The sequence below is a fragment of the Maricaulis sp. genome (assembly GCF_048270095.1).
GTDB lineage: Bacteria > Pseudomonadota > Alphaproteobacteria > Caulobacterales > Maricaulaceae > Maricaulis.
In genome coordinates this window covers 75,591-95,069 of record NZ_JBLWTL010000006.1, presented here as the reverse complement: position 1 = coordinate 95,069, position 19,479 = coordinate 75,591, and the positions used below count along the sequence as shown (strand labels likewise).

General features: G+C 63.6%; 20 protein-coding genes. 15 read left to right on the top strand and 5 right to left on the bottom strand.

Features of this window, described 5'->3' with window-relative positions; genetic code table 11:
• Positions 1-27: 27 nt before the first annotated feature.
• The 4 genes from ACN0YJ_RS05740 (at position 28) to ACN0YJ_RS05725 (ending at position 3,775) form a co-directional block, all read left to right on the top strand.
• Entirely contained in the window at positions 28-168 is a 141-nt protein-coding gene (locus tag ACN0YJ_RS05740) for a hypothetical protein (protein ID WP_417495598.1), read from the top strand.
• Positions 137-1,759, top strand: a complete 1,623-nt coding sequence (locus ACN0YJ_RS05735) for a hypothetical protein (protein WP_417495597.1) — start codon at positions 137-139, stop codon at positions 1,757-1,759. Before ACN0YJ_RS05740 ends, ACN0YJ_RS05735 begins: the two co-directional genes overlap by 32 nt.
• Positions 1,756-2,682, top strand: a complete 927-nt coding sequence (locus ACN0YJ_RS05730; protein WP_417495596.1) for a site-specific tyrosine recombinase XerD — start codon at positions 1,756-1,758, stop codon at positions 2,680-2,682. Before ACN0YJ_RS05735 ends, ACN0YJ_RS05730 begins: the two co-directional genes overlap by 4 nt.
• A gap of 109 nt (positions 2,683-2,791) precedes the next feature.
• Complete coding sequence (locus ACN0YJ_RS05725; RefSeq protein WP_417478011.1) at positions 2,792-3,775, top strand: acetyl-CoA carboxylase carboxyltransferase subunit alpha; 984 nt, start codon at positions 2,792-2,794, stop codon at positions 3,773-3,775.
• A gap of 23 nt (positions 3,776-3,798) precedes the next feature.
• Here the strand turns inward: ACN0YJ_RS05725 and ACN0YJ_RS05720 are convergent, their stop codons facing one another.
• Together ACN0YJ_RS05720 and secA are read right to left on the bottom strand one after the other, a co-directional pair.
• Positions 3,799-4,215 carry a GNAT family N-acetyltransferase gene (locus ACN0YJ_RS05720; RefSeq protein ID WP_417495595.1) on the bottom strand — a complete coding sequence of 139 codons (417 nt, stop codon included), beginning with the start codon at positions 4,213-4,215 and terminating at the stop codon, positions 3,799-3,801.
• 40 nt (positions 4,216-4,255) lie between these two features.
• Positions 4,256-7,126, bottom strand: a complete 2,871-nt coding sequence (gene secA / locus ACN0YJ_RS05715; RefSeq protein ID WP_417495594.1) for a preprotein translocase subunit SecA — start codon at positions 7,124-7,126, stop codon at positions 4,256-4,258.
• Between the two features lie 185 nt (positions 7,127-7,311).
• On the opposite strand from secA, the gene ACN0YJ_RS05710 reads away from it, so the two are divergent.
• From ACN0YJ_RS05710 to ACN0YJ_RS05700, 3 genes are read left to right on the top strand one after another with little or no spacing between them, the layout of a single operon-like run.
• Positions 7,312-8,283 carry a peptidylprolyl isomerase gene (locus ACN0YJ_RS05710; protein ID WP_417495593.1) on the top strand — a complete coding sequence of 324 codons (972 nt, stop codon included), beginning with the start codon at positions 7,312-7,314 and terminating at the stop codon, positions 8,281-8,283.
• A 50-nt stretch (positions 8,284-8,333) separates the two neighbouring features.
• A complete protein-coding gene (mutT, locus tag ACN0YJ_RS05705) occupies positions 8,334-8,750 on the top strand; it encodes an 8-oxo-dGTP diphosphatase MutT (protein ID WP_417495592.1) in 417 nt (138 codons plus the stop codon).
• Positions 8,750-8,908, top strand: a complete 159-nt coding sequence (locus tag ACN0YJ_RS05700; RefSeq protein ID WP_417495591.1) for a Flp family type IVb pilin — start codon at positions 8,750-8,752, stop codon at positions 8,906-8,908. Before mutT ends, ACN0YJ_RS05700 begins: the two co-directional genes overlap by 1 nt.
• Positions 8,909-8,954: 46 nt before the next feature.
• On the opposite strand, the gene ACN0YJ_RS05695 is transcribed toward ACN0YJ_RS05700, so the two are convergent.
• Together ACN0YJ_RS05695 and ACN0YJ_RS05690 are read right to left on the bottom strand one after the other, a co-directional pair.
• A complete protein-coding gene (locus tag ACN0YJ_RS05695; RefSeq protein WP_417495590.1) occupies positions 8,955-9,233 on the bottom strand; it encodes a hypothetical protein in 279 nt (92 codons plus the stop codon).
• Between the two features lie 223 nt (positions 9,234-9,456).
• Entirely contained in the window at positions 9,457-10,374 is a 918-nt protein-coding gene (locus ACN0YJ_RS05690) for a methyltransferase domain-containing protein (protein ID WP_417495589.1), read from the bottom strand.
• A gap of 43 nt (positions 10,375-10,417) precedes the next feature.
• Here ACN0YJ_RS05690 and ACN0YJ_RS05685 point away from each other — a divergent pair, with 43 nt between their 5' ends.
• Genes ACN0YJ_RS05685 through ACN0YJ_RS05670 form a run of 4 tightly spaced genes read left to right on the top strand, consistent with a single transcriptional unit; the run spans position 10,418 to position 12,703 of the window.
• Positions 10,418-11,164 (top strand): ComF family protein, encoded by a 747-nt coding sequence (locus tag ACN0YJ_RS05685; RefSeq protein ID WP_417495588.1) that lies wholly within the window; start codon positions 10,418-10,420, stop codon positions 11,162-11,164.
• Positions 11,165-11,184: 20 nt separating this feature from the next.
• A complete protein-coding gene (gene grxC, locus ACN0YJ_RS05680) occupies positions 11,185-11,442 on the top strand; it encodes a glutaredoxin 3 (protein WP_417495587.1) in 258 nt (85 codons plus the stop codon).
• Positions 11,442-12,284 carry a carbon-nitrogen hydrolase family protein gene (locus tag ACN0YJ_RS05675; RefSeq protein ID WP_417495586.1) on the top strand — a complete coding sequence of 281 codons (843 nt, stop codon included), beginning with the start codon at positions 11,442-11,444 and terminating at the stop codon, positions 12,282-12,284. Before grxC ends, ACN0YJ_RS05675 begins: the two co-directional genes overlap by 1 nt.
• Positions 12,281-12,703 carry a DUF1178 family protein gene (locus ACN0YJ_RS05670; RefSeq protein WP_417489357.1) on the top strand — a complete coding sequence of 141 codons (423 nt, stop codon included), beginning with the start codon at positions 12,281-12,283 and terminating at the stop codon, positions 12,701-12,703. The genes ACN0YJ_RS05675 and ACN0YJ_RS05670 overlap by 4 nt, the downstream gene beginning before the upstream one ends.
• A 16-nt stretch (positions 12,704-12,719) precedes the next feature.
• Here ACN0YJ_RS05670 and ubiG read toward each other — a convergent pair whose 3' ends face one another.
• Positions 12,720-13,484: a bifunctional 2-polyprenyl-6-hydroxyphenol methylase/3-demethylubiquinol 3-O-methyltransferase UbiG gene (gene ubiG / locus ACN0YJ_RS05665; protein WP_417495585.1), complete on the bottom strand. Its 765-nt coding sequence runs from the start codon at positions 13,482-13,484 to the stop codon at positions 12,720-12,722.
• A 207-nt stretch (positions 13,485-13,691) separates the two neighbouring features.
• Here ubiG and ACN0YJ_RS05660 point away from each other — a divergent pair, with 207 nt between their 5' ends.
• The 4 genes from ACN0YJ_RS05660 (at position 13,692) to ispG (ending at position 19,379) form a co-directional block, all read left to right on the top strand.
• Complete coding sequence (locus ACN0YJ_RS05660; protein ID WP_417495584.1) at positions 13,692-14,915, top strand: aspartate kinase; 1,224 nt, start codon at positions 13,692-13,694, stop codon at positions 14,913-14,915.
• Complete coding sequence (ptsP, locus tag ACN0YJ_RS05655) at positions 14,915-17,206, top strand: phosphoenolpyruvate--protein phosphotransferase (RefSeq protein ID WP_417495583.1); 2,292 nt, start codon at positions 14,915-14,917, stop codon at positions 17,204-17,206. Before ACN0YJ_RS05660 ends, ptsP begins: the two co-directional genes overlap by 1 nt.
• Before the next feature lie 85 nt (positions 17,207-17,291).
• A complete protein-coding gene (locus ACN0YJ_RS05650) occupies positions 17,292-18,137 on the top strand; it encodes a helix-turn-helix domain-containing protein (protein WP_417495582.1) in 846 nt (281 codons plus the stop codon).
• Between the two features lie 84 nt (positions 18,138-18,221).
• Positions 18,222-19,379 carry a flavodoxin-dependent (E)-4-hydroxy-3-methylbut-2-enyl-diphosphate synthase gene (gene ispG / locus ACN0YJ_RS05645; protein WP_417489361.1) on the top strand — a complete coding sequence of 386 codons (1,158 nt, stop codon included), beginning with the start codon at positions 18,222-18,224 and terminating at the stop codon, positions 19,377-19,379.
• The last annotated feature ends 100 nt before the right edge of the window (positions 19,380-19,479 follow it).

Genomic DNA, 19,479 nt, shown 5'->3' with positions numbered 1-19,479 from the left:
CCAATTGCACATGTGGAAGGTGAATTCATGCGGGGTTTTCTGGTCGGTCTGGTGGTTGTCGCCGGCATTATCGCAGCGGGCTTCGGTGCGCTGATTGTTATCGCGAACGGTCTTGAGCCGTCGCAGGAGGAAGTACGTGTCGAGCTGGACGATAATTTTCCGCGCTAGCGGCCTGGCCCTGGTCTTGGGGAGTACGGCCCTCGCCCAGGGGCCAATCGAGGTTCAAAGCCTCGACGCACTTGATCCGCTGGAAGTGGGTTTGCCTGGTGCTGCGCTGGGTATTTCGCTTTGGGATGGCAGCGATGCCGATATGGCCAGCCGGGTGCTCATGCTGCTGCCCGAGGCGAGCCGTGATGGCTATGCCTCGCCGGCGCTCGCCGATCTGGCGCGCTCGGTGCTGAGCTCCGGGGGCTATCCGCCTGCCGGCGGGCGCGGCAATCCGGCGCTGCCGGTGCTGCGGGCTGACCGTTTGCTGGCGGCGGGAGGCGTGTTCGAAGCCTATGACCTGCTCGAACGCACGCCCAATCTGAACCAGAATGAAGCGCTGTCGCGCCTGCATGCCGAACTCGCCTTCGCGACGGGCAATACGCGCAGCGCCTGTCATTCGGCCGACGCGCTTCTGCGCGGTCGTGAACAGGCCTACTGGCTGCGGGCCCGGGCGGTCTGCCTGGCGCTCGACGGTCAGGAAAGTGCCGCCGAATTGACCGCCGAGCTGGCCCGCAATTCCAGCGATGACGCCGGCTATGACACCATGCTCTATGCGCTGACGCTCGACAGCAATCCGCCGCCAGCCCTGCCGCCTGTCGATTCCGGCCTGAAACTCTCCATGGCCTTCCAGCTTGATGGCGAGACTGACCTGGACACGCTCGAGGTTGGCACGGCGCCCGGCTGGTTGCAGCGTTTCGTACACGGCCGCGCCATGCCCGCACCGGTGCCGGCCAGCGATCCGGCGCAGGCGCTGGCCGCCGCCCTGGCACTGTCCGGCCCAGGCCGGACCGCGGGGCTCGAGACCGTGCTGGTCCAGGGCGTTGACCGCTCCATTGCAGCGGGTGCGCTTTCCGGTTTGCTCGATGACGCCCTGGCCAGCGACGGCTTTGCCGTTGCGGCCCGGCGCTATGGCCGCGAGGTTCATACCTTGCCGGTGACGCGCGAGACGCTGGCAGATGGGTATCGCTTTGCCCTCGCAGCCCTGCTGAGCGGTGATTTGCGGACGGCCTCGCAATGGCGCGACGCCCTGATGGATGGCCCGCCGCAACCGCAGCCGGTCATGGCCTTCGACGAGACCGGGAAGCCGATTGATCCGCTGGATGACGCGATGATGGTGGAGGTGCCGCCGGCCTGGGTGCCGCCGTCGCCGCGCCGCATGGTCAATCTCGACCTGGCGATCGCGATCGCCCGGGACAGGCTGTCTGGTGACCAGCCCGCCGCCTTGCTGGGCGCGCATTTTGAAGCCTATGGCCCGTCAGCGCTGGCCGACATGCTGGCCTTCAACCGGCTCGGTGCCGGGGAGGTGGCGGGATTGCGCCCGGCCTTGCTGCTCGCGGCGCCCGCGACGGTTGGACCGGAAGTGCTGGCGATGGAAGCGGCGGCCCGCTCCGGAGCCGGTGCTGAAGCCGCCCTGCTGGCCATCGCTGTCCTGGCGGGGGCGCCGCTTAACGCCGAGACGCTGAGCCGCTCGATTGTCGTGCTCGATCAACTCGGCTTGCGCCGCGCTGCGCTCGATGTGTTGCTGGAGCGTCTGGTCGCGAGGGCGGTGTGAGCACGGGTCCGGAGATCGACCTCTTTCTCGACATGATGGCCGCCGAACGCGGCGCGGCCCGCAATACACTGGACGCCTATGCCCGCGATCTGACAGATGTTTCAGCCCGGCTCGCCGCGCGCGGCGTCAAGCTGGAGCGCGCTGCGACGACAGATCTTGAACAGGTCCTGGCCGGGATCGAATCCGATGGCTTGTCGGCGGCCACAGCGGCGCGGCGCCTGTCGGCGATGAAGCGTTTCTATCGCTTCCTGCTCTCGGAAGGCCGGCGCAGTGATGATCCGTGCACACCGCTGCGTGGACCAAAACAGGGGCGCAGCCTGCCGAAAGTCCTCAGCGAAGCGGATGTCGACGCCCTGTTTGCGGCAGCCGCGGATTTGCCGGGGGCTTCGGGCTTGCGGACGCGGGCATTGCTGGAAATTCTCTATGCGGGCGGGTTGCGGGTCACCGAACTGGTCTCCCTGCCGCTCAGCGCCTTTATCCAGACCGAACGCTGCATATTTGTAACCGGCAAGGGCGGACGCGAGCGCCTGGTGCCGCTGACGGCCTCGGCGCTGGAGGCGATGGCCGCCTATCGTGACATACGTGCCGCGCATTTGCCGGCGCTCAGATCGGGCCAGCCAAAAGCGCATCGATTCCTGTTTCCCTCTCGCACGGCGAAATCCGGCCACCTCACCCGCGAACGCTTCGCCCAGATCCTGCAGGAACTGGCCCTGGCGGCAGGCCTCGACCCGGCTCGCGTGTCCCCCCATGTTTTGCGCCATGCCTTCGCGACGCATTTGCTCGCGCGCGGTGCCGATCTGCGCGCCGTCCAGCTTCTATTGGGCCATGCCGATGTCTCGACGACGCAGATTTACACGCATGTGCTGGACGAACGGTTGAAATCCCTGGTCGAGAGCGCGCATCCACTGGCTCGCAAAACCTGAACCCCGCCACCACGCACTTCTGTTCACCGACAGTATTGCGCACTTGTGACGCCCGGCGCGGCTGGTTAGGTTCGACCCCATCTTGAACGTCCACAGGCGTTAAACGGGCATGTCCGATCCTACGCGTACCTATCTCGATTTCGAACGGCCTCTGGCCGAGCTGGAAGCCAAGATCGAAGAGCTTGAAACGCTCTCCGGTGCGGGCGGCGGCGATGCGCCAGATATGGCCGAAGAGACAGCCAAGCTGCGTCAGAAGGCGTCTGAACAGCTCGCGACGCTCTATGGCAAGCTCGACCCCTGGCGCAAGACCCAGGTCGCACGTCATCCAGAGCGGCCGCATTTTCGTGATTATCGCAAGGCGCTGATTGAGGATTTCGAAGAGCTGTGCGGCGATCGCCGCTTCTCGGAAGACGCCGCCATTGTCGGCGGGCTTGGCCGCTTCCGGGGCCGTTCCGTGGTCGTTATCGGCCATGAGAAGGGCCATGATACCGAGAGCCGCCTGCACCATAATTTCGGCATGGCTCGCCCCGAGGGCTATCGCAAGGCGATCCGCATCATGGATCTGGCCGAGAAATTCAACCTGCCGGTCCTGACCTTTGTCGACACGGCGGGCGCCTATCCGGGCCTCGGTGCTGAAGAGCGCGGCCAGGCCGAAGCGATTGCACGCTCGACCGAGCGTTGCCTGACGCTGGGCACGCCCCTGATCTCGGTCATCACCGGTGAAGGCGGGTCCGGCGGCGCCGTGGCGCTGGCCAGCGCCAATGTCGTGATGATGCTCGAGCATTCGATCTATTCGGTGATCTCGCCGGAAGGCTGTGCCTCCATCCTCTGGAAAGACCAGGCCAAGGCCAAGGATGCCGCCGTCGCGATGAAGGTTACCGCACCGGATCTGCTCGGCTTCAAGATTATCGACGAGATTATTCCCGAGCCGATCGGCGGGGCGCATCGCCACCCGGTCGAGACCATGCGCTCAGTCGGCAATGCCATTGAAGCCCATCTCGCCAAGCTCGACGGTCTGTCGGACAAGGAATTGCGCCAGAAACGCCGTGAGCGCTTCCTGGCCATCGGCCGCGCCGGTGGCGGCGCCTTCTAGGCGGGATTCCGCGCGTTCACGATTTATCGAAGTGATACTTCCAGCCAGGGCAATTCCCGTCCCGGGAAGACGTCCGAGCTGCGCATCTCGATGCGTTTGGCGCCCATATGCAGATAGGCCGGTTCGGCGTAGGGGTCTGACAGGATCGTCATCACCGTCTGGCCCAGGGCTTTCAATTGCGCCTTGGCGTGTTCGAACAGGGCGCGTCCGGCACCGCGACCAATCGCTTCCGGGGCAATGAAGAGCAAATCGAGCGTGCCGCTTTTGCCGGACGGGTCGATCTGGCAAACGCCCAGCAAATCACCGTTGGCTGATTGCGCGACGGTCGCATGGCCGGCGCCGATCGCGTCCTCAGTGACTTTCAGGTAGGGGGCGACGGAGGCCAGGAAGGCCGCATCATAGCCCCAATACGCCTTTGACCGCAGGCACAGCGCCGACAATGCCTGCGCCTCACCCGGTCGGGCAGGACGCAGGCGAATATCAGGCCTCGGAGTCGCGGCTGCCAATGGCGCCATGGCATTGCTTGTATTTCTTGCCCGAACCGCAAGGGCAGGCGGCATTGCGTGCCACCCGGCCCCAGGTTTCCGGACGGGTCGGATCGGCCGGCTCGGAGGTCCGGCGCTGGGTTGGCGACACGCGTGATGCGACGGGACCCGAATCCGGCGCCCCCATGGAATTGCGGCCGGTGCGCGGGTCGATATGCGTCTCGGTTACATCCTGCGGAACTTGCGGAGGCTCAGGGGCGCGCTCGAAACGGATCAGCATCAACTGCCTGGTCACTTCGACGCGCAGACTGTCCATCATCTTTTCAAACAGGGCGAAAGCCTCGGTCTTGAACTCATTGAGCGGGTCGCGCTGGGCATAACTGCGCAGTCCGATCATCGAGCGCATCGCGTCGAGATTTTGCAGATGCTCGCGCCAATTCTGGTCGATCGCCTGCAGCAGGAAGGATTTCTCGATCCGGCGCATCAGATCAGGACCGCCATTGGCGGCCTTTTCGGCGAAGGCCCGGTCGGCCGCTTCTGTGACGCGTTCGAGGATTTCCTCGTCGGCAATGCCTTCTTCCTTGGCCCATTCCTGGACCGGAAGATCCAGACCGAAGACTTCGCGCATTTCGGTCGCCAGTCCTTCCACGTCCCACTGGTCGGCATAGACCTTGGGCGGGATGTGCTCGGTGACGAGATCCTCGGCAGTCTGGTGGCGCATGTCCTTGATGACGTCGGCAACGTCGGGAGCGGTCATGAAATCAATACGCTGCTCGAATACGGCCTTGCGCTGATCATTCATGACGTCGTCATATTTGAGGACGTTCTTGCGAATGTCGAAATTGCGCTGCTCGACCTTTCGCTGCGAGGTCTCCAGCGCCTTGGACATCCACGGGTGCGTGATCGCCTCGCCCTCTTTGAGGCCGAGGGTTTTCATGATCCCGTCCAGGCGCTCTGGCGCGAAAATGCGCAACAGGTCGTCCTGTACGGAAATGTAGAATTTAGACCGGCCTGGATCACCCTGGCGGCCAGTACGGCCACGCAGCTGGTTATCGATGCGGCGGCTCTCATGACGCTCGGTGCCGAGGACGTAGAGTCCACCGGCCTCAAGGGCGATTTCGCGCTTGGCGGCGATATCGGCTGCGATCACGGTTTTCTGGGCCGCGATGGCGGCCTCATCCGGCTCGACGCCCTTTTGCGCCTGTTCGGCCTTCCATTGCATCATGCGCATATCGGCATTGCCGCCGAGCTGGATGTCGGTGCCGCGGCCCGCCATATTGGTGGCGATCGTGATGGCACCCGGCACGCCGGCCTGGGCGACGATCAGGGCTTCCTGTTCGTGATAGCGCGCATTGAGCACATTATGCTCGAGCGGAATGAGTTTGAGCATGTCCTTGAGCGGACGCGCGTCGGGGCGACCGGATTTCTTGAACGCCTCGATCTGCGCATCATCCTTGGGATAGAGATGGCCGAGGGTGTCGCGGAAGGTCTTCTTGTCGCTGAGCAGTTTGGATAATTGCTCGGACTTCTCGATCGACACCGTGCCGACGAGGACCGGCTGGCCACGCTCCTGGCAATCGACCAGATCGTCAACGATGGCCGCGTATTTGTCGACCAGGGTCCGGAAGACCTCATCTTCATTATCGATCCGCGCGATCGGCCGGTTGGTCGGGATTTCGACGACTTCCAGCTCGTAGATCGAATGGAATTCGTCGGCCTCGGTTGCGGCCGTACCGGTCATGCCGGCGAGTTTCTTGTAGAGACGGAAATAGTTCTGGAAGGTGACGGAGGCCAGCGTCTGGTTCTCCGGCTGGATCTTTGCGCCTTCCTTGGCTTCGATCGCCTGGTGCAAGCCGTCAGACAGGCGGCGGCCTTGCATCATCCGGCCTGTGAACTCATCGATCAGCAGGACCTCTTCGCCCTTGACGATATAGTCCTTGTCGATCTGGAAGATCTTGTGGGCCTTCAATGCCTGGTTGACGTGATGGACGATGGAGACATTCTCGATGTCGTACAGATCGCCTTCCTTGAGCAGGTCATTCTCGCGCAGCAGGCGCTCGATCTCTTCATTGCCCTCTTCCGTCAGCAGGACGGAGCGGGCCTTTTCGTCGATCTCGAACGTGTCGTCACCCAGCTGCGGGATGAGGGCGTCAATCGTCTTGTAGAATTCGGTACGGTCCTCGGTGCGACCGGAAATGATCAGCGGCGTGCGCGCCTCATCGATCAGGATCGAATCGACTTCGTCGACGAGGGCATAGGCATGGCCGCGCTGGACCATTTCCTCGATCGAATATTTCATATTGTCGCGCAGATAATCGAAGCCAAGCTCGTTATTGGTCGCGTAGGTGATGTCGCAGGCATAGGCCTCGCGGCGTTCCTGGTCAGACTTGCCGTGCGAGATGACGCCGGTGGTCATGCCCAATTGCGCGAAGACCTTGCCCATCCACTCGGAATCCCGCGTTGCGAGATAGTCATTGACCGTCACGACGTGCACGCCGGTCCCGGGCAGGGCGTTGAGATAGCAAGGCAGGGTGGCGACGAGGGTCTTGCCCTCACCGGTTTTCATCTCGGCGATCGAGCTGTCATTGAGGACGATGCCACCCATCAGCTGCACGTCGTAGGGCCGCAGGCCAATGGCCCGGTCGGCGGCTTCGCGCACGGCGGCGAACGCTTCCGGTAACAGGTCGTTGAGCTTGGCACCCTGTTCCAGGCGCGCCCGGAATTCAGCCGTCTTGCCCTTGAGGGCTTCGTCGGAGAGCGCCTTGAAATCGGCCTCGAGTGCATTGATTTTGTCGACAATCGGCTTCATGCGGCGCAATTTGCGGCCTGTTTCGGTTCCGAAGATCTTGCGGGCAAGTGAGAGCATGGTGTCTGGCTTTGCGAACAACGGTTGGGCTAGCAAATGCGTCAGGGGCCAGATCAATGGACCGGCGCAGGCGCTGGCATTGCTTTGAAACGTCTGGCTGACTTAAGGATGGGGACAATCAGTGTCAATCAAGCCGCGCGGCACAGTATGCGTCCGCACGGTCTGGCGAGGTGAAGTTGGTGTCGATGAAACGTGTTTTTGCAGCAAGCTTGGCGCTTGTCGTACTTGCCGGATGCGGGCCCGAGCCGCGCCGTACAGCCGCCGATTTCGGACTGTCCGGTTCCGCGCTGTCATTGGATGAGCGCGATCCGGTCATGGCGCGCGTCGATGGCACATTGATCCGCCGTTCCGATGTCGAGCGCGAAGCGGCGAGTCAGGCGGAGGGCAGCGAATCTCCGCCGGCGGCGCCGGGAAGCGAGGCGTTCACCGCGATTCTCGACGAATTGATTGACCAGCGTCTGCTGGCGATGGAAGCGCGCCGGCGCGGCCTCGACCAGTCGGAGGAGGCGCAGCGGCGGCTGGCGTTGGCCGAGGAGCGGATTCTGGGGAATGTGCTGGTGGAAACCGCGCTCGCCGACGCGGTCAATGAAGCGACGATCGAGCGGATTTACCAGGAACAGGTCCGGCTCATCCCGCTCGGCGAGGAGGTGCGTGCGCGCCATATCCTGGTGGATACCCGCGAAGAAGCCGAGGCCATACGGGCGCTGGTCGATTCCGGGCAGGATTTTGCCGCGCTCGCCGTGCGCATGAGCCAGGACCAGGCGACGCGGCTGCAGGGCGGCGATCTGGGATATTTCACCCGTGAAGGCGTTCTGCCGGCCTTTGGCGCTGTCGCCTTCCGGACCGGGGCCGGCACAACCTCCGAAGCGTTCGAGACCGAATTTGGTTGGCACATCCTGCACGTGATCGACCGCCGTCGCGAACCGCCTCCGACCCTTGAGGCATTGAGGCCGAATATCGTGCGCTTCTACACCTTCGATCAGCTGGAGGGGCTGATTGAGGGGTTGCGGCATCAGGCAGTGATCGAACGGGCGGCCCTGCCGGTGCCGGATATCATGCTGGACGACCGGAGCGATGTCGGACCGGCGGAGGCTGGCGAAACCCGGGTGGAGGGCGCCGAGACTGAAGCCGGTGATCCGGTGGCCGATCCCGGCTAACACCTGCTTAACCGCCTTCCTGCACCTGCCCTTAACGGAGTTTGTTCATAATGGATGCTCGTGGCCCGAAACCGGTCCTCTATGTTGCCGCCTGTGCTTTGCTGGATGCGGATGGCCGTATCCTGATTGCCAGGCGCCCCGAGGGGAAGCCGATGGCGGGCCTTTGGGAATTCCCCGGCGGCAAGATCGAGCCGGGCGAGACGCCGGAGCAGGCTGTGGTTCGCGAACTGCGTGAAGAACTGAGTGTCGAACCCTGTGAACGGTGCCTGCATCCCTTTGCCTTCGTCTCGCATGCCTATCCGGACTTCCACATTGTGATGCCCTTCTTCCTGTGCCGGACCTGGGACGGTTTCCCCCAGCCCAATGAAGGTCAGGAACTGGCCTGGGTGCGCAAGGAAAAGCTGCGCGACTACAAGATGCCGGCCGCCGACATGCCGCTGGCCGCAGAGCTGAGGGATCGGCTGTGATGTCGATGCTGACCAGATTTCTCCGCGATGAGACCGGCGCCACGGCGATCGAGTACGGCATGATTGCCGCCGCGATGGCGACGGTCATCCTTGGCCTCTGGGCGACATTCGGCCCGGCCATGACCCGGCTCTATGAGGATGTGATCGGGGTTCTCTAACGAGCGGGACTGCCCTGGCATTGCCGGCAAGTGCGCCTTGGGTCCGTCAACCCAACAATCCGATTGCGATCAGCATGACGGCAGCCAGCGTGGAAACTCGGGACACAGACATCTGGATGCCGAGATGCAGGAGGGTGGCCAGGATGGGCCAAAACATGAAGGTCATTCCGATCGAGTTGAAGGTGACCTCGAAAACGAATCCCCAAAAGAAAAAATCATCCGCAAGCGGAAAATATGCCTGTGAGTTCAGCGCTATCGCTGAAATCGTCAGCAGCGAGAAGATCGCCAAATTGACGTTCCGCGTCCCGAGCAATCTGGTTGCCATATTCGCCTCCCGCGATATCACAGGCTTCAATCGCCTCGCCGCGTTCCCAATTGGTCTCTCCGGGCGATGAGATTGCTCTCGAGTCTCTGGGTCAAGCAGATTCTCGCCAGTCTGAGAGGTCATTCCCCCACTTCAACGCGCTTCCGTGGGGCGGACGGCAGCGGTCGAGTCAGTCGGTTTGCGCGCCCTCAATGGTGAGTTCGGGCTGGAGACATGTATGACTCTAGCGCCCGGCTTTTTCGCCCGCAGACGTCTCCGTCACACCCAACGCATCGGCGAGCCTGACCGTCGCCGATCCGGGCCGCTTGGCCTTCGGCTGATCGGGATGTGGGGCCCAGCCGGCAGCGTGGACGATTTCGAATGAGGCGCGGATGCGCCCGTCGGGATCGGAGAACCGCTCGGCATAGATTTCCGCCATCCGGACGAACAGGGCCCGTGTCGCCGGACCGCGGGACCGGTCGGCGAGAAGACTGGTTTCGGCCATGCCGCGCAGGTCTGCCATCAGCGCGAAGGCATTGTCATAGCGCACGGTGACGCGATCGATATCGGCGACCGGCATGGTGAAACCGGCGCGCTGGAGCAGGGCGGCGATGTCAAATGTGCCCGCCAGCGGTGAGACACGCGCATGTGCGCCGCCGCTCAACTCGGTCTCGGCCGTTACCAGGCATTGGCGCAATTCGGTCAGGCTATTGCCGCCCAGCAGGGCCGCCGCGAAAAACCCGTCCGGCTTCAGCGACCGGCGCAATTGCACCAGCACGCCGGGCAGGTCGTTGGTCCAGTGCAGGCCCAGTGGCGCGAGAATGAGGTCGAGGCTGGCATCGGCGAAAGGCAGGCGCTCCTCGTCGAGCGCGACGGCGGGGCCGTCAAGCCGGGCCGCGATCGCCGGTGCCAGGTCGCTCTGCGCAACCCAGCCGGTTTTGCTGCCGGCATGGCGTTGGCGAAATTCTGTTTGCAGACCGGGGCCGCCGCCGAGGATCACGGCGTGGTCAAAATCGCGCATGACGCCTTCGACCCGGTCACAAATATCGTCGAATGCCCGTTGCACGAGAAAATTGTATGACTGTATGCTGCGCGCAGCGCGATTGCGGCGCTGGCGCAACAGGCCTCGGTCAAACAAAAGCGGGGGCAGGTCGGGCGACATGCAGCCGATATGCCTTTTGCGGCGCGCCAAGGGAAGGGGCGGTGTGAGCAAGCGCATTCTGACAGCCATTGCCGACGCGATCTGGCCCCCGGTCTGCCCCGTGCGCAGTGTACCGGTCGACGCCAGCGGGCGGCTTGAGGCGAGCGCCTGGCAGGGGCTGGACTTCCTGGCAGCGCCCTGGTGCGATTGCTGTGGCGCGCCCTTCCCCTACACGTCCGGGACCGGCGCCGACACAGGAGTGTTGTGCGCGACCTGCATGGCCCGCCCACCCAAATTCGACCGCGCCCGGGCGCCGCTCGCCTATGGCGATGTGTCGCGGCAGCTGGTGTTGGGGTTCAAAAATGGGGGCCGGCGCGAGATGATCGACCAGTTCGGCTGCTGGATGGCCCATGCCGGCGCAGCCTGCCTGGACGGTGCCGATTATATCCTGCCGGTTCCGTTGCACTGGCGTCGCCTGCTGTCGCGGCGCTACAATCAGTCAGCATTGCTCGGCCAGGCCCTGTCGCGCCAGACGGGTGTGCCCATGCAGGCCGGCTGGCTGTTGCGGACGCGGGCGACGCCGAGCCAGGCAGGAAAGAGCGTGTTGTCGCGGCGCCGCAATATGGCTGGAGCCTTTCATGTCGCCCCCGGTCACCGGCTCGACGGCAGCCATATTGTTCTGGTCGATGATGTCTTCACGACCGGGGCAACGGCCTCGGCCTGTGCGCGCCAATTGCGGCGTGCCGGAGCTGAAATTGTGACTGTTGTCACGCTCTGCCGTGTTGTACGCGCCAGCGATCCCACTATGTAAAAGGGTAGAGGAGTTTCCCAATGGCCAAAGTGACCATCTATACCCGACCCATGTGTGGCTACTGCGCCCGCGCGGTCTCGCTGCTGAAATCAAAGAAAGTCGACTTCGAGGAAATCGATGCCGGCTTCGACCAGAAGAAGCGCGAGGAAATGGTGCAACGCTCCCGCGGCGCTCGCACCTTCCCGCAAATCTTTATCGGCAAGGACCATGTCGGCGGCTGTGACGAACTTGTGGCGCTGGACCGCGCGGGCAAGCTGGACGCAATGCTGAGCCTGTAATGAGCACGATCGCAACAGGGCTGATCCAGATGCGGTCCGGGATCGATCCGGCCGCCAATCTGGCGATGGCCTGCGATCTGATCCGCCAGGCCGCAGCGCGTGGCGCAATGCTGGTTGCGACACCGGAAACCACGCATCTGGTGCAAAAGGATGCCGACCAGGCCTTTGCGGTGATGCGGACGCCGGACGAGGATCCGGCCATCCCGGCCTTCGCTGCGCTGGCCAAAGAGCTCGGCATCACCCTTCTGATCGGCTCGCTCGCTGTCAAACTGGCGGAGCGCCGCGCCGCCAACCGCTCATTCCTGTTCGCGCCGGACGGGCGATTGCTCGCCAGCTACGACAAGGCACACATGTTCGATGTCGGTCTGGGGCAAGGTGAGACCTATCGCGAATCCGCGAATTACCGCGCCGGTGACCGGCTGGTGCTGGCCGATATCGGCGCGGCGCGGCTTGGCCTGTCGATCTGCTATGATGTGCGCTTCGCCTATCTCTATCGCCGCCTGGCCCAGGCCGGGGCGCAAATTCTCTCAGTGCCGGCCGCCTTCACCCGGCCAACCGGGCGGGCACATTGGGAAATCCTTTTGCGGGCGCGGGCGATCGAAACCGGGTCCTGGGTGATCGCGCCAGCCCAGGCCGGGCTGCATGAAGATGGCCGCCGGACCTGGGGACATTCCATGATTGTTGACCCCTGGGGCGCAGTGACGGCGATGCTCGATCATGACGAACCGGGGATCCTGTTGGCCGAGTTGAACATGGACAAGGTCGCCGATGCCCGTTCGCGCATTCCGGCTCTCTTGCATGACCGCGAGCTGGGCGGGCCGGACGAGATGATCCTGCGATGATCCGCTATGCGCTCCTTTGTGATCAGGAGCACGGGTTCGAAGCCTGGTTTTCGAACTCTTCCGCCTTTGACGATCAAAATGATCGCGGCCTGGTCGAATGCCCCCAATGCGGCTCGGTCACGGTGCGCAAGGCGGTGATGTCGCCGGCGGTCGCAACCTCACGCAAACGCGACGCGACCCCGGAAGCGAAATTCAAGGCGATGGCATCGCAGGTGAAGGCGCATATCCGCAATAATTTCGACTATGTCGGCGGTGATTTCGCGGCCGAGGCGCGCGCCATTCATGCCGGTGACAAGCCGGATCGCCTGATCTACGGCGAGACCACGCCCGAGGAGGGTGAGGCGCTGCGCGAAGAAGGGGTTCCGGTGGCGCCCTTGCCGGACGCCCTCGCGCCGACGCCGCCGAAGAAGGCGAGTTGATCGGCCAGGGCCGGCATCAAGCCTGCGGTTTGCGCGCCACCACCATGTAATTCACGCTGGTATCATCGCCCAGTGTCCATTGATCATTGAGCGGGTTGTAGCTGACCCCGACCGCGTCATCCATCTCCATACCGCCTTCATGCAGGGCGGCGGTGAGCTCTCTTGGCTGGACCAGCTTGTGGAAGCGGTGCGTGCCGCGCGGCAGCCAGCCCATCACCCATTCCGCACCGACAATCGCAAGTGCGAAGGCCTTGGAGGTCCGGTTGATGGTGGCGCAGATCATCAACCCGCCCGGTTTGACCAGCGCCGAACAGTCGACGAGGAAAGTGTGTGGATTGGCGACATGCTCCATCACTTCCAGATTGAGCACGACATCAAAGGGGGGCTCACCGGCCTCGATCAATTGCTCGGCGACACCGTGGCGGTAATCGATCTCGAGCCCTTGTTCGGCGGCGTGCACCGAGGCGGTCTTCACATTGGCTTCGGCCGCATCGACCCCGGTGACTGCCGCGCCGAGGCGGGCCATGGGTTCAGACGCCAGCCCGCCACCGCACCCGATGTCGAGCACGCGCAGGCCCTCGAACGGGCGTGTGCCGGCGAGGCCGAGATGGCTGCAGATCGTATCGCGGATGAAGGCCAGGCGGATCGGGTTGAATTTGTGCAGGGGCTTGAACTTGGAGTCCGGATCCCACCATTCAGCGGCAATGCGCGAGAATTTCTCGACTTCGGCCGGATCGACCGAAGGGCGGGAGAGGGTTTCCGGTGCGGCAGTGCTGGCCATGCCTGTTCTCCTGAGGCGCGTATTCCCGCAATATTGCGTTCGAGCGTTGCGTACAAGGCTTCGCCCAAGTAGGAAACCGCGATAACATTGCGGGATCAATCCGCGATATCCTGACAGCCACATTATGGCCCTGCTGGACGGGCTAATCGAGACGGGTGCGACGTTTTGAACCGTCATGGCTTCGAGACTGAGCGAGGGACAGGTGGAATGATACGCGTCGTTGCGAAATTTGGCGGAAGTTCGGTCGGTACGATCGAACGTATCCGCCATGCCGCCGGCCTGGTGGCCGATGCGGTCGCGCGCGGCGAAACGCACGCTGTTGTCGTTTCGGCCATGGCGGGAGAGACGGATCGCCTGCTCGGGCTGGCGGGCGAGTTTGGGGTCGGGCTGGGTGACGCAGAAACCGATGTGGCCCTGGCAGCCGGTGAGCAGGTGGCGGCGGCGCTGATGGCGCTGGCGCTGCGCGAACGCGGCTTGCAGTCGCGCTCCTTCCTGGGGTGGCAGGCGCCGGTCTTCACCGATGGCCCGCCCGGCGCGGCCCGCATTGCCGGTATGGAGGCTTCGGCGTTTGAAGCAGCCATGGCCGCCGGCATTGTTCCGGTTCTGGCCGGCTATCAGGGCATTGCCGAGGACGGGTGTCTGCGCACGCTCGGCCGCGGCGGCACCGATCTGTCGGCGGCGGCGCTGGCTGCGGCGCTGGGGGCACGCTGCGACATCTACACCGATGTCGATGGCGTCTACACGACAGACCCACGCATTGAACCGGCGGCGCGCCGGCTCGATGCGATCAGCCATGACGAAATGCTCGAACTGGCGGCGCAGGGGGCCAAGGTCCTGCAGGCACGTTCGGTCGAGTTCGCCAAATCGCGACATGTGCCGATGCGGGTCTTGTCGAGCTTCCTGGCTGCGGGCCAGAGTCGCGGCACCGATATCGTGGCTGATCGCGATATCGCCGAACGGCGCGTCGTCTCCGGCGTGGCCTACGCCCGTGACCAGGCCCGCATCGCCGTTCTGGGCGGAGCGCCGCAATCGCGTTTCGCCAGCGAGACCTTTGCCATTCTCGCCAATGCCGGGATTGGCGTCGACATGATCGTCCAGGCGCATGGGCGTGAGCCGGATACCGTCAATCTGGAATTTTCAGTTGCGCACCGTGACCTTGATCGTGCCCAATCGGCACTGGAGCAGGGATTGCCGGGGCTGCGGATCGGTTCGGAAACCGGTCTGGCGAAGGTATCGGTCGTTGGCGCCGGTCTGCGTCAGCGCGCCGATGTCGCCCGGTCATTGTTTGGTGTGCTCGGTGAAAGCGGAATTGCGGTAAAGGTATTGGCGACGTCCGAGATCAAGATCTCGGCGCTGATTGACAATGACGCGGTCGAGCGCGCCGTGCGCGCGCTGCATGCAGCCTATGGCCTGGATCGAATGGGGAATTGATGGAAGCGAAAACGCCCAATACCCGTGACCCTCGCCGCCTTCTCAGGCGTATGCGCGAGCTGATGGCGACACGCGAGAATGCGCAGGATCGACTCGATCACCTCACCACGCTGATCGCCGACGAGGCCGGTTGGGACGTGTGTTCGATCTATCTGGCGCGGCGTTCCAGCGCGCTCGAATTATGCGCCACCCACGGCCTGAAGGCTGAAGCTGTCCACCATACCCGCCTGCAGCCCGGTGAAGGCCTGGTAGGCCTTGTGGCGCGGCGGGCGCGCCCGTTTGCGACATTTGATGCCCGTTCGCACCCCGCCTTCTCCTACCGGCCCGAGACCGGCGAAGAACCCTTCAACACTTTTGTCGGCGTGCCGATCCTGCGCGGTGGCCGCCTGGTTGGTGTGTTGACGTCGCAGTCGACAGTGGAGCGCCAGGTCGGCGAGGACGAGATCGACTCGCTGCAGACCGTGGCCATGGTGCTCGCCGAGATCGTGGCTTCCGGCGATATCGTCGATTCCGAGGAAATGGCCGGCCTCGACGTGCGCCAGTCCAAGCCGGAGCGGCTGCAGGGCGGGGCTTTTTCCGGCGGTCTGGTGAAGGGCGTGGCGGTATTGTTCGAGCCACATGTCGGCTCCGACCGGCTGATCTCCGAGGATGCTGCAGGCGAAGAGGCACGCCTCGACACGGCGATTGATGGTTTGCGCTCCTCGATTGACGACATGCTTGAAAGCGGGCGGGTGCCGTTCGGTGGTCCGACGCGCGATGTTCTGCAGGCCTATCGCATGTTCGCCCATGATCGCGGCTGGCTGGAGCGTCTGCGTGAGGCTGTGCGGCTTGGCCTGACGGCGGAAGCCGCGATTGAACGGGTCCGCAATGAGAACCGGGCCCGGTTGATGAAGGCCGCCGATCTGACCTTCCGCGAGCGCTTGCACGACCTTGAGGACCTGGCCAATCGCCTGTTGCGGCATCTCGACGGCCATACGGCACCCCAGATCACCCTGCCCGACAACGCCATCCTGATCGCCCGCAATATCGGCCCCGCCGAATTGCTCGATTTTGACCGGACCAAATTGCTCGGCGTGGCGCTTGAAGAGGGGTCGGCCTCCTCTCACGCGGCGATTGTTGCCAAGGCGCTCGGTATTCCGCTGATCGGCCGCCTCGAAGGCGCGCTTGATCGCGCCGAGAATGGCGATCCGGTCATCCTCGACGCAGAATTTGGCGTGCTGCACATCCGCCCGCCTGTCGATGTGATCGAAGCCTATGACGAGCGTTTGCAGGTCCTCTCGATCCGGCGTCTCTCCTATGCCGAGATGCGCGGTCCGTCGGTGACCCTGGATGGCCAACGGGTTGGTCTGCACATCAATGCCGGCCTGCTGGTCGAACTGAGCCATCTCGAACAGGCTGGCGCCGACGGGGTCGGTCTGTTCCGCACTGAATTCCAGTTCATGGTCGCCGACACCCTGCCCAGGCTTGACGCCCAGGCTGCCGTCTATGGCAGCGTGCTCGACGCGGCCAATGGCAAACCGGTCGTGTTTCGCACCCTCGATCTGGGTGGTGACAAGGTGGCGCCGTTCGCGCCCTCAATGGTCGAACCCAATCCGGCGCTGGGCTGGCGCGCCATCCGGATGGGCCTCGATCGGCCGGGCCTGCTGCGCTACCAGTTGCGCGCCCTGATCCAGGCCGCTGCTGGCCGGCCGCTGCATGTGATGTTCCCGATGATTTCCGCGCCGTGGGAAATGCGTGCGGCCCGCGCCATGCTTGAGCGCGAATTGCAGCATGCCGAGCACAACCGGCATCCGCTCCCGTCCGAGGTCAAGATCGGCCTGATGCTGGAAACCCCCGGCATTGCCTGGGCCATCGAGCACGTGATCGACGCGGTCGACTTCGTTTCGGTCGGTGCCAATGATCTGATGCAATATTTCTTCGCCGCAGACCGGCAAAATGCGCGTGTCTCGGATCGGTACGATGTGCTCTCTCCGGCAGCGCTCGGATTGTTCCGGCAAATCCGCAATGCCTGCGCCAAACATGATGTTCCTGTGTCCGTATGTGGTGAGATTGCTTCCAAGCCCCTGGAGGCTGCGGTCCTGATAGGGCTTGGTTACCGAAGTCTTTCCATGGCCGCCGCCAATCTCGGCCCGATCAAGAAACTCATCTCCGGCCTCGACGCCGACAAGCTTGGCATCTGGCTTGCTAGCCGTATGGATAGTCCGGCCGACAGCTTGAGACCGCTCTTGCTGAACGCCGGTGCCGAAGCCGGATTACCTGGCGAGGCTGTTGAAAACGGGCGCAGAATTTGATCTTATGGTTAAGAGTGATGTGGGGAAGCTCCAATCACTTGCCCTGAGTGAGCATTCTACCCCGGACGGGGGAGGGGTTAAGGGTATGTCGAGTCAAACAGGAATGGCGGGTTTCGTGCCAGTAGATGCGGTGTTTTCGGAGAGTGGCGCGAGTTATGTGCAGCATTCAGCGGGTGACCGGCTGCGCGAGGCGCGCACCAAGGCCGGGCTGACGCTCGATCTGGCAGCGGCCCGTACGCGGATACGCCGAGACTACCTCGAAGCTCTTGAAACCATGGACACACGCGGCCTGCCGGCCCGTGCCTATGCGATTGGCTATCTGCGGACCTATGCCAATTTCCTGGCCATTGAACCGGTTGGCATTGTCGAGCAGTTCAAGCGTGAAGTGGACACCGAGACCGGCCGGGCCGTGCCCTCGGCCTCGGCCAAGACGCGCGACCCGATCAAATTGCCGCGCGGTGCCTTCGGTGCAGTTCTCATCCTGGTTTGCGTCGCTTCTGTCGCCTGGTGGTATGCCGAGCAATCGCCATCATTCGGCGTGATCGCCAACATGCCTTCGCCGCCCGATGCCGCTCCGGAATGGGCCCGCGCTGATTTTCAACCCGCCCGCCGCCCGGCCGATATCGGCACGATCTGGACCGGCGTTCCGCTTGGCGATGCGGCCGAAACCGACCAGCTGACGCTGCGCGCCACGGCGCCGACGACGCTGGAAATCCAGGACGCCTCGGGCCGGATCCTGTACTCGCGTACGCTGGCAGCCGGTGATGTCTACCAGGCACGCGAGGACGGGCTGACCTTTTCGGCGTCCGATGCCGGAGCGATTCTGCTGGAACGTGGCGGTGTCGAACTTGGTACGCTTGGCGCGGCGGGAATTCCCGTCGAGAATATCGCGCTGGCCCAGGCCGAGCCTGCTGTAGTCGTCCCTGAATAATTCCGGTCACTGGCTCGCAAGCCTGCCGCAATCCCGCTATATCACACGCTCATGCTAACGCCTCTCGCGTTATCGGAGCCCGCCATGTCTGCCATAATCCCCGAACGTGCCCACGATCCTCGTACCGTCCGCCCCTGGCGCATGATCGAGCGGCGCAAAAGCCGCACGATCCGGATCGGCAAGCTGGAAATCGGTGGCGATGCCCCGATCAGCGTCCAGACCATGACCAATACGCTGACCTCTGATGCCAGCGCCACGATTGGCCAGATCCGGCGTTGCGAGGAAGCCGGGGTCGATATCGTACGGGTCTCCTGTCCCGATGAGGCCTCGACCGCTGCGCTCAAGACCATTGTCCAGGCGTCGAGCGTGCCGCTGATCGCGGATATCCATTTTCACTACAAGCGCGGCATCGAGGCGGCCAAGGCCGGGGCGGCCTGTCTGCGCATCAATCCGGGCAATATCGGCTCGATGGACCGGGTGCGCGATGTCGTGCAGGCGGCGCGCGATCATGGCTGCGCCATCCGTATTGGCGTCAATGCCGGCTCGCTGGAAAAGCATTTGCTGGAAAAATACGGCGAACCTTGTCCCGACGCGATGGTCGAGAGCGCCCTGGAACATGCGCGCATCCTCGATGATCTCGATTTCCATGACTACAAGATCTCGGTCAAATCCTCCGACACTTTCATGACGGTCGCGGCCTACCAGCAGCTCTCCGAAGCCACCGACGCGCCCTTGCATCTCGGGGTAACCGAGGCCGGTGGCACGCGGATCGGCACGGTCAAATCCTCGATCGGGATCGGCTCCCTGCTCTGGGCCGGAATTGGCGATACGATCCGCGTCTCGCTTTCCGCCGAGCCGGAGGAAGAGGTTCGCGTTGGCTTCGATATTCTCAAATCGCTGGGGCTGCGCACGCGCGGCGTCAATATCATCGCCTGCCCGTCCTGTGCGCGGCAGGGCTTTGATGTCATCCGCACAGTGGAAACCCTGGAAGCCCGCCTGGCGCATATTTCCGAACCGATCTCGCTGTCGATCATCGGCTGTGTCGTCAATGGTCCGGGCGAGGCCCTGATGACCGATCTCGGCTTCACCGGCGGCGGTGCCGGGCGCGGCAAGATGTATGTCTCGGGAAAGCCCGACCACAATACCAGCAATGAAGACATGGTTGAGCATATCGTCGAACTGGTCGAAGCGCGGGCGGCAGAGCTGGGCGCGGCACGCGCCCTTGATGAGGTGAGTGAATAGCGGGTGTGTCTGCACCGGGACTCTCACCCGGTCTTTCCCCGCTGATCGATGCAGCGCGGTCGTATAGACGGGTGTCATTCGCTGGGGAGCGTTTGCACCA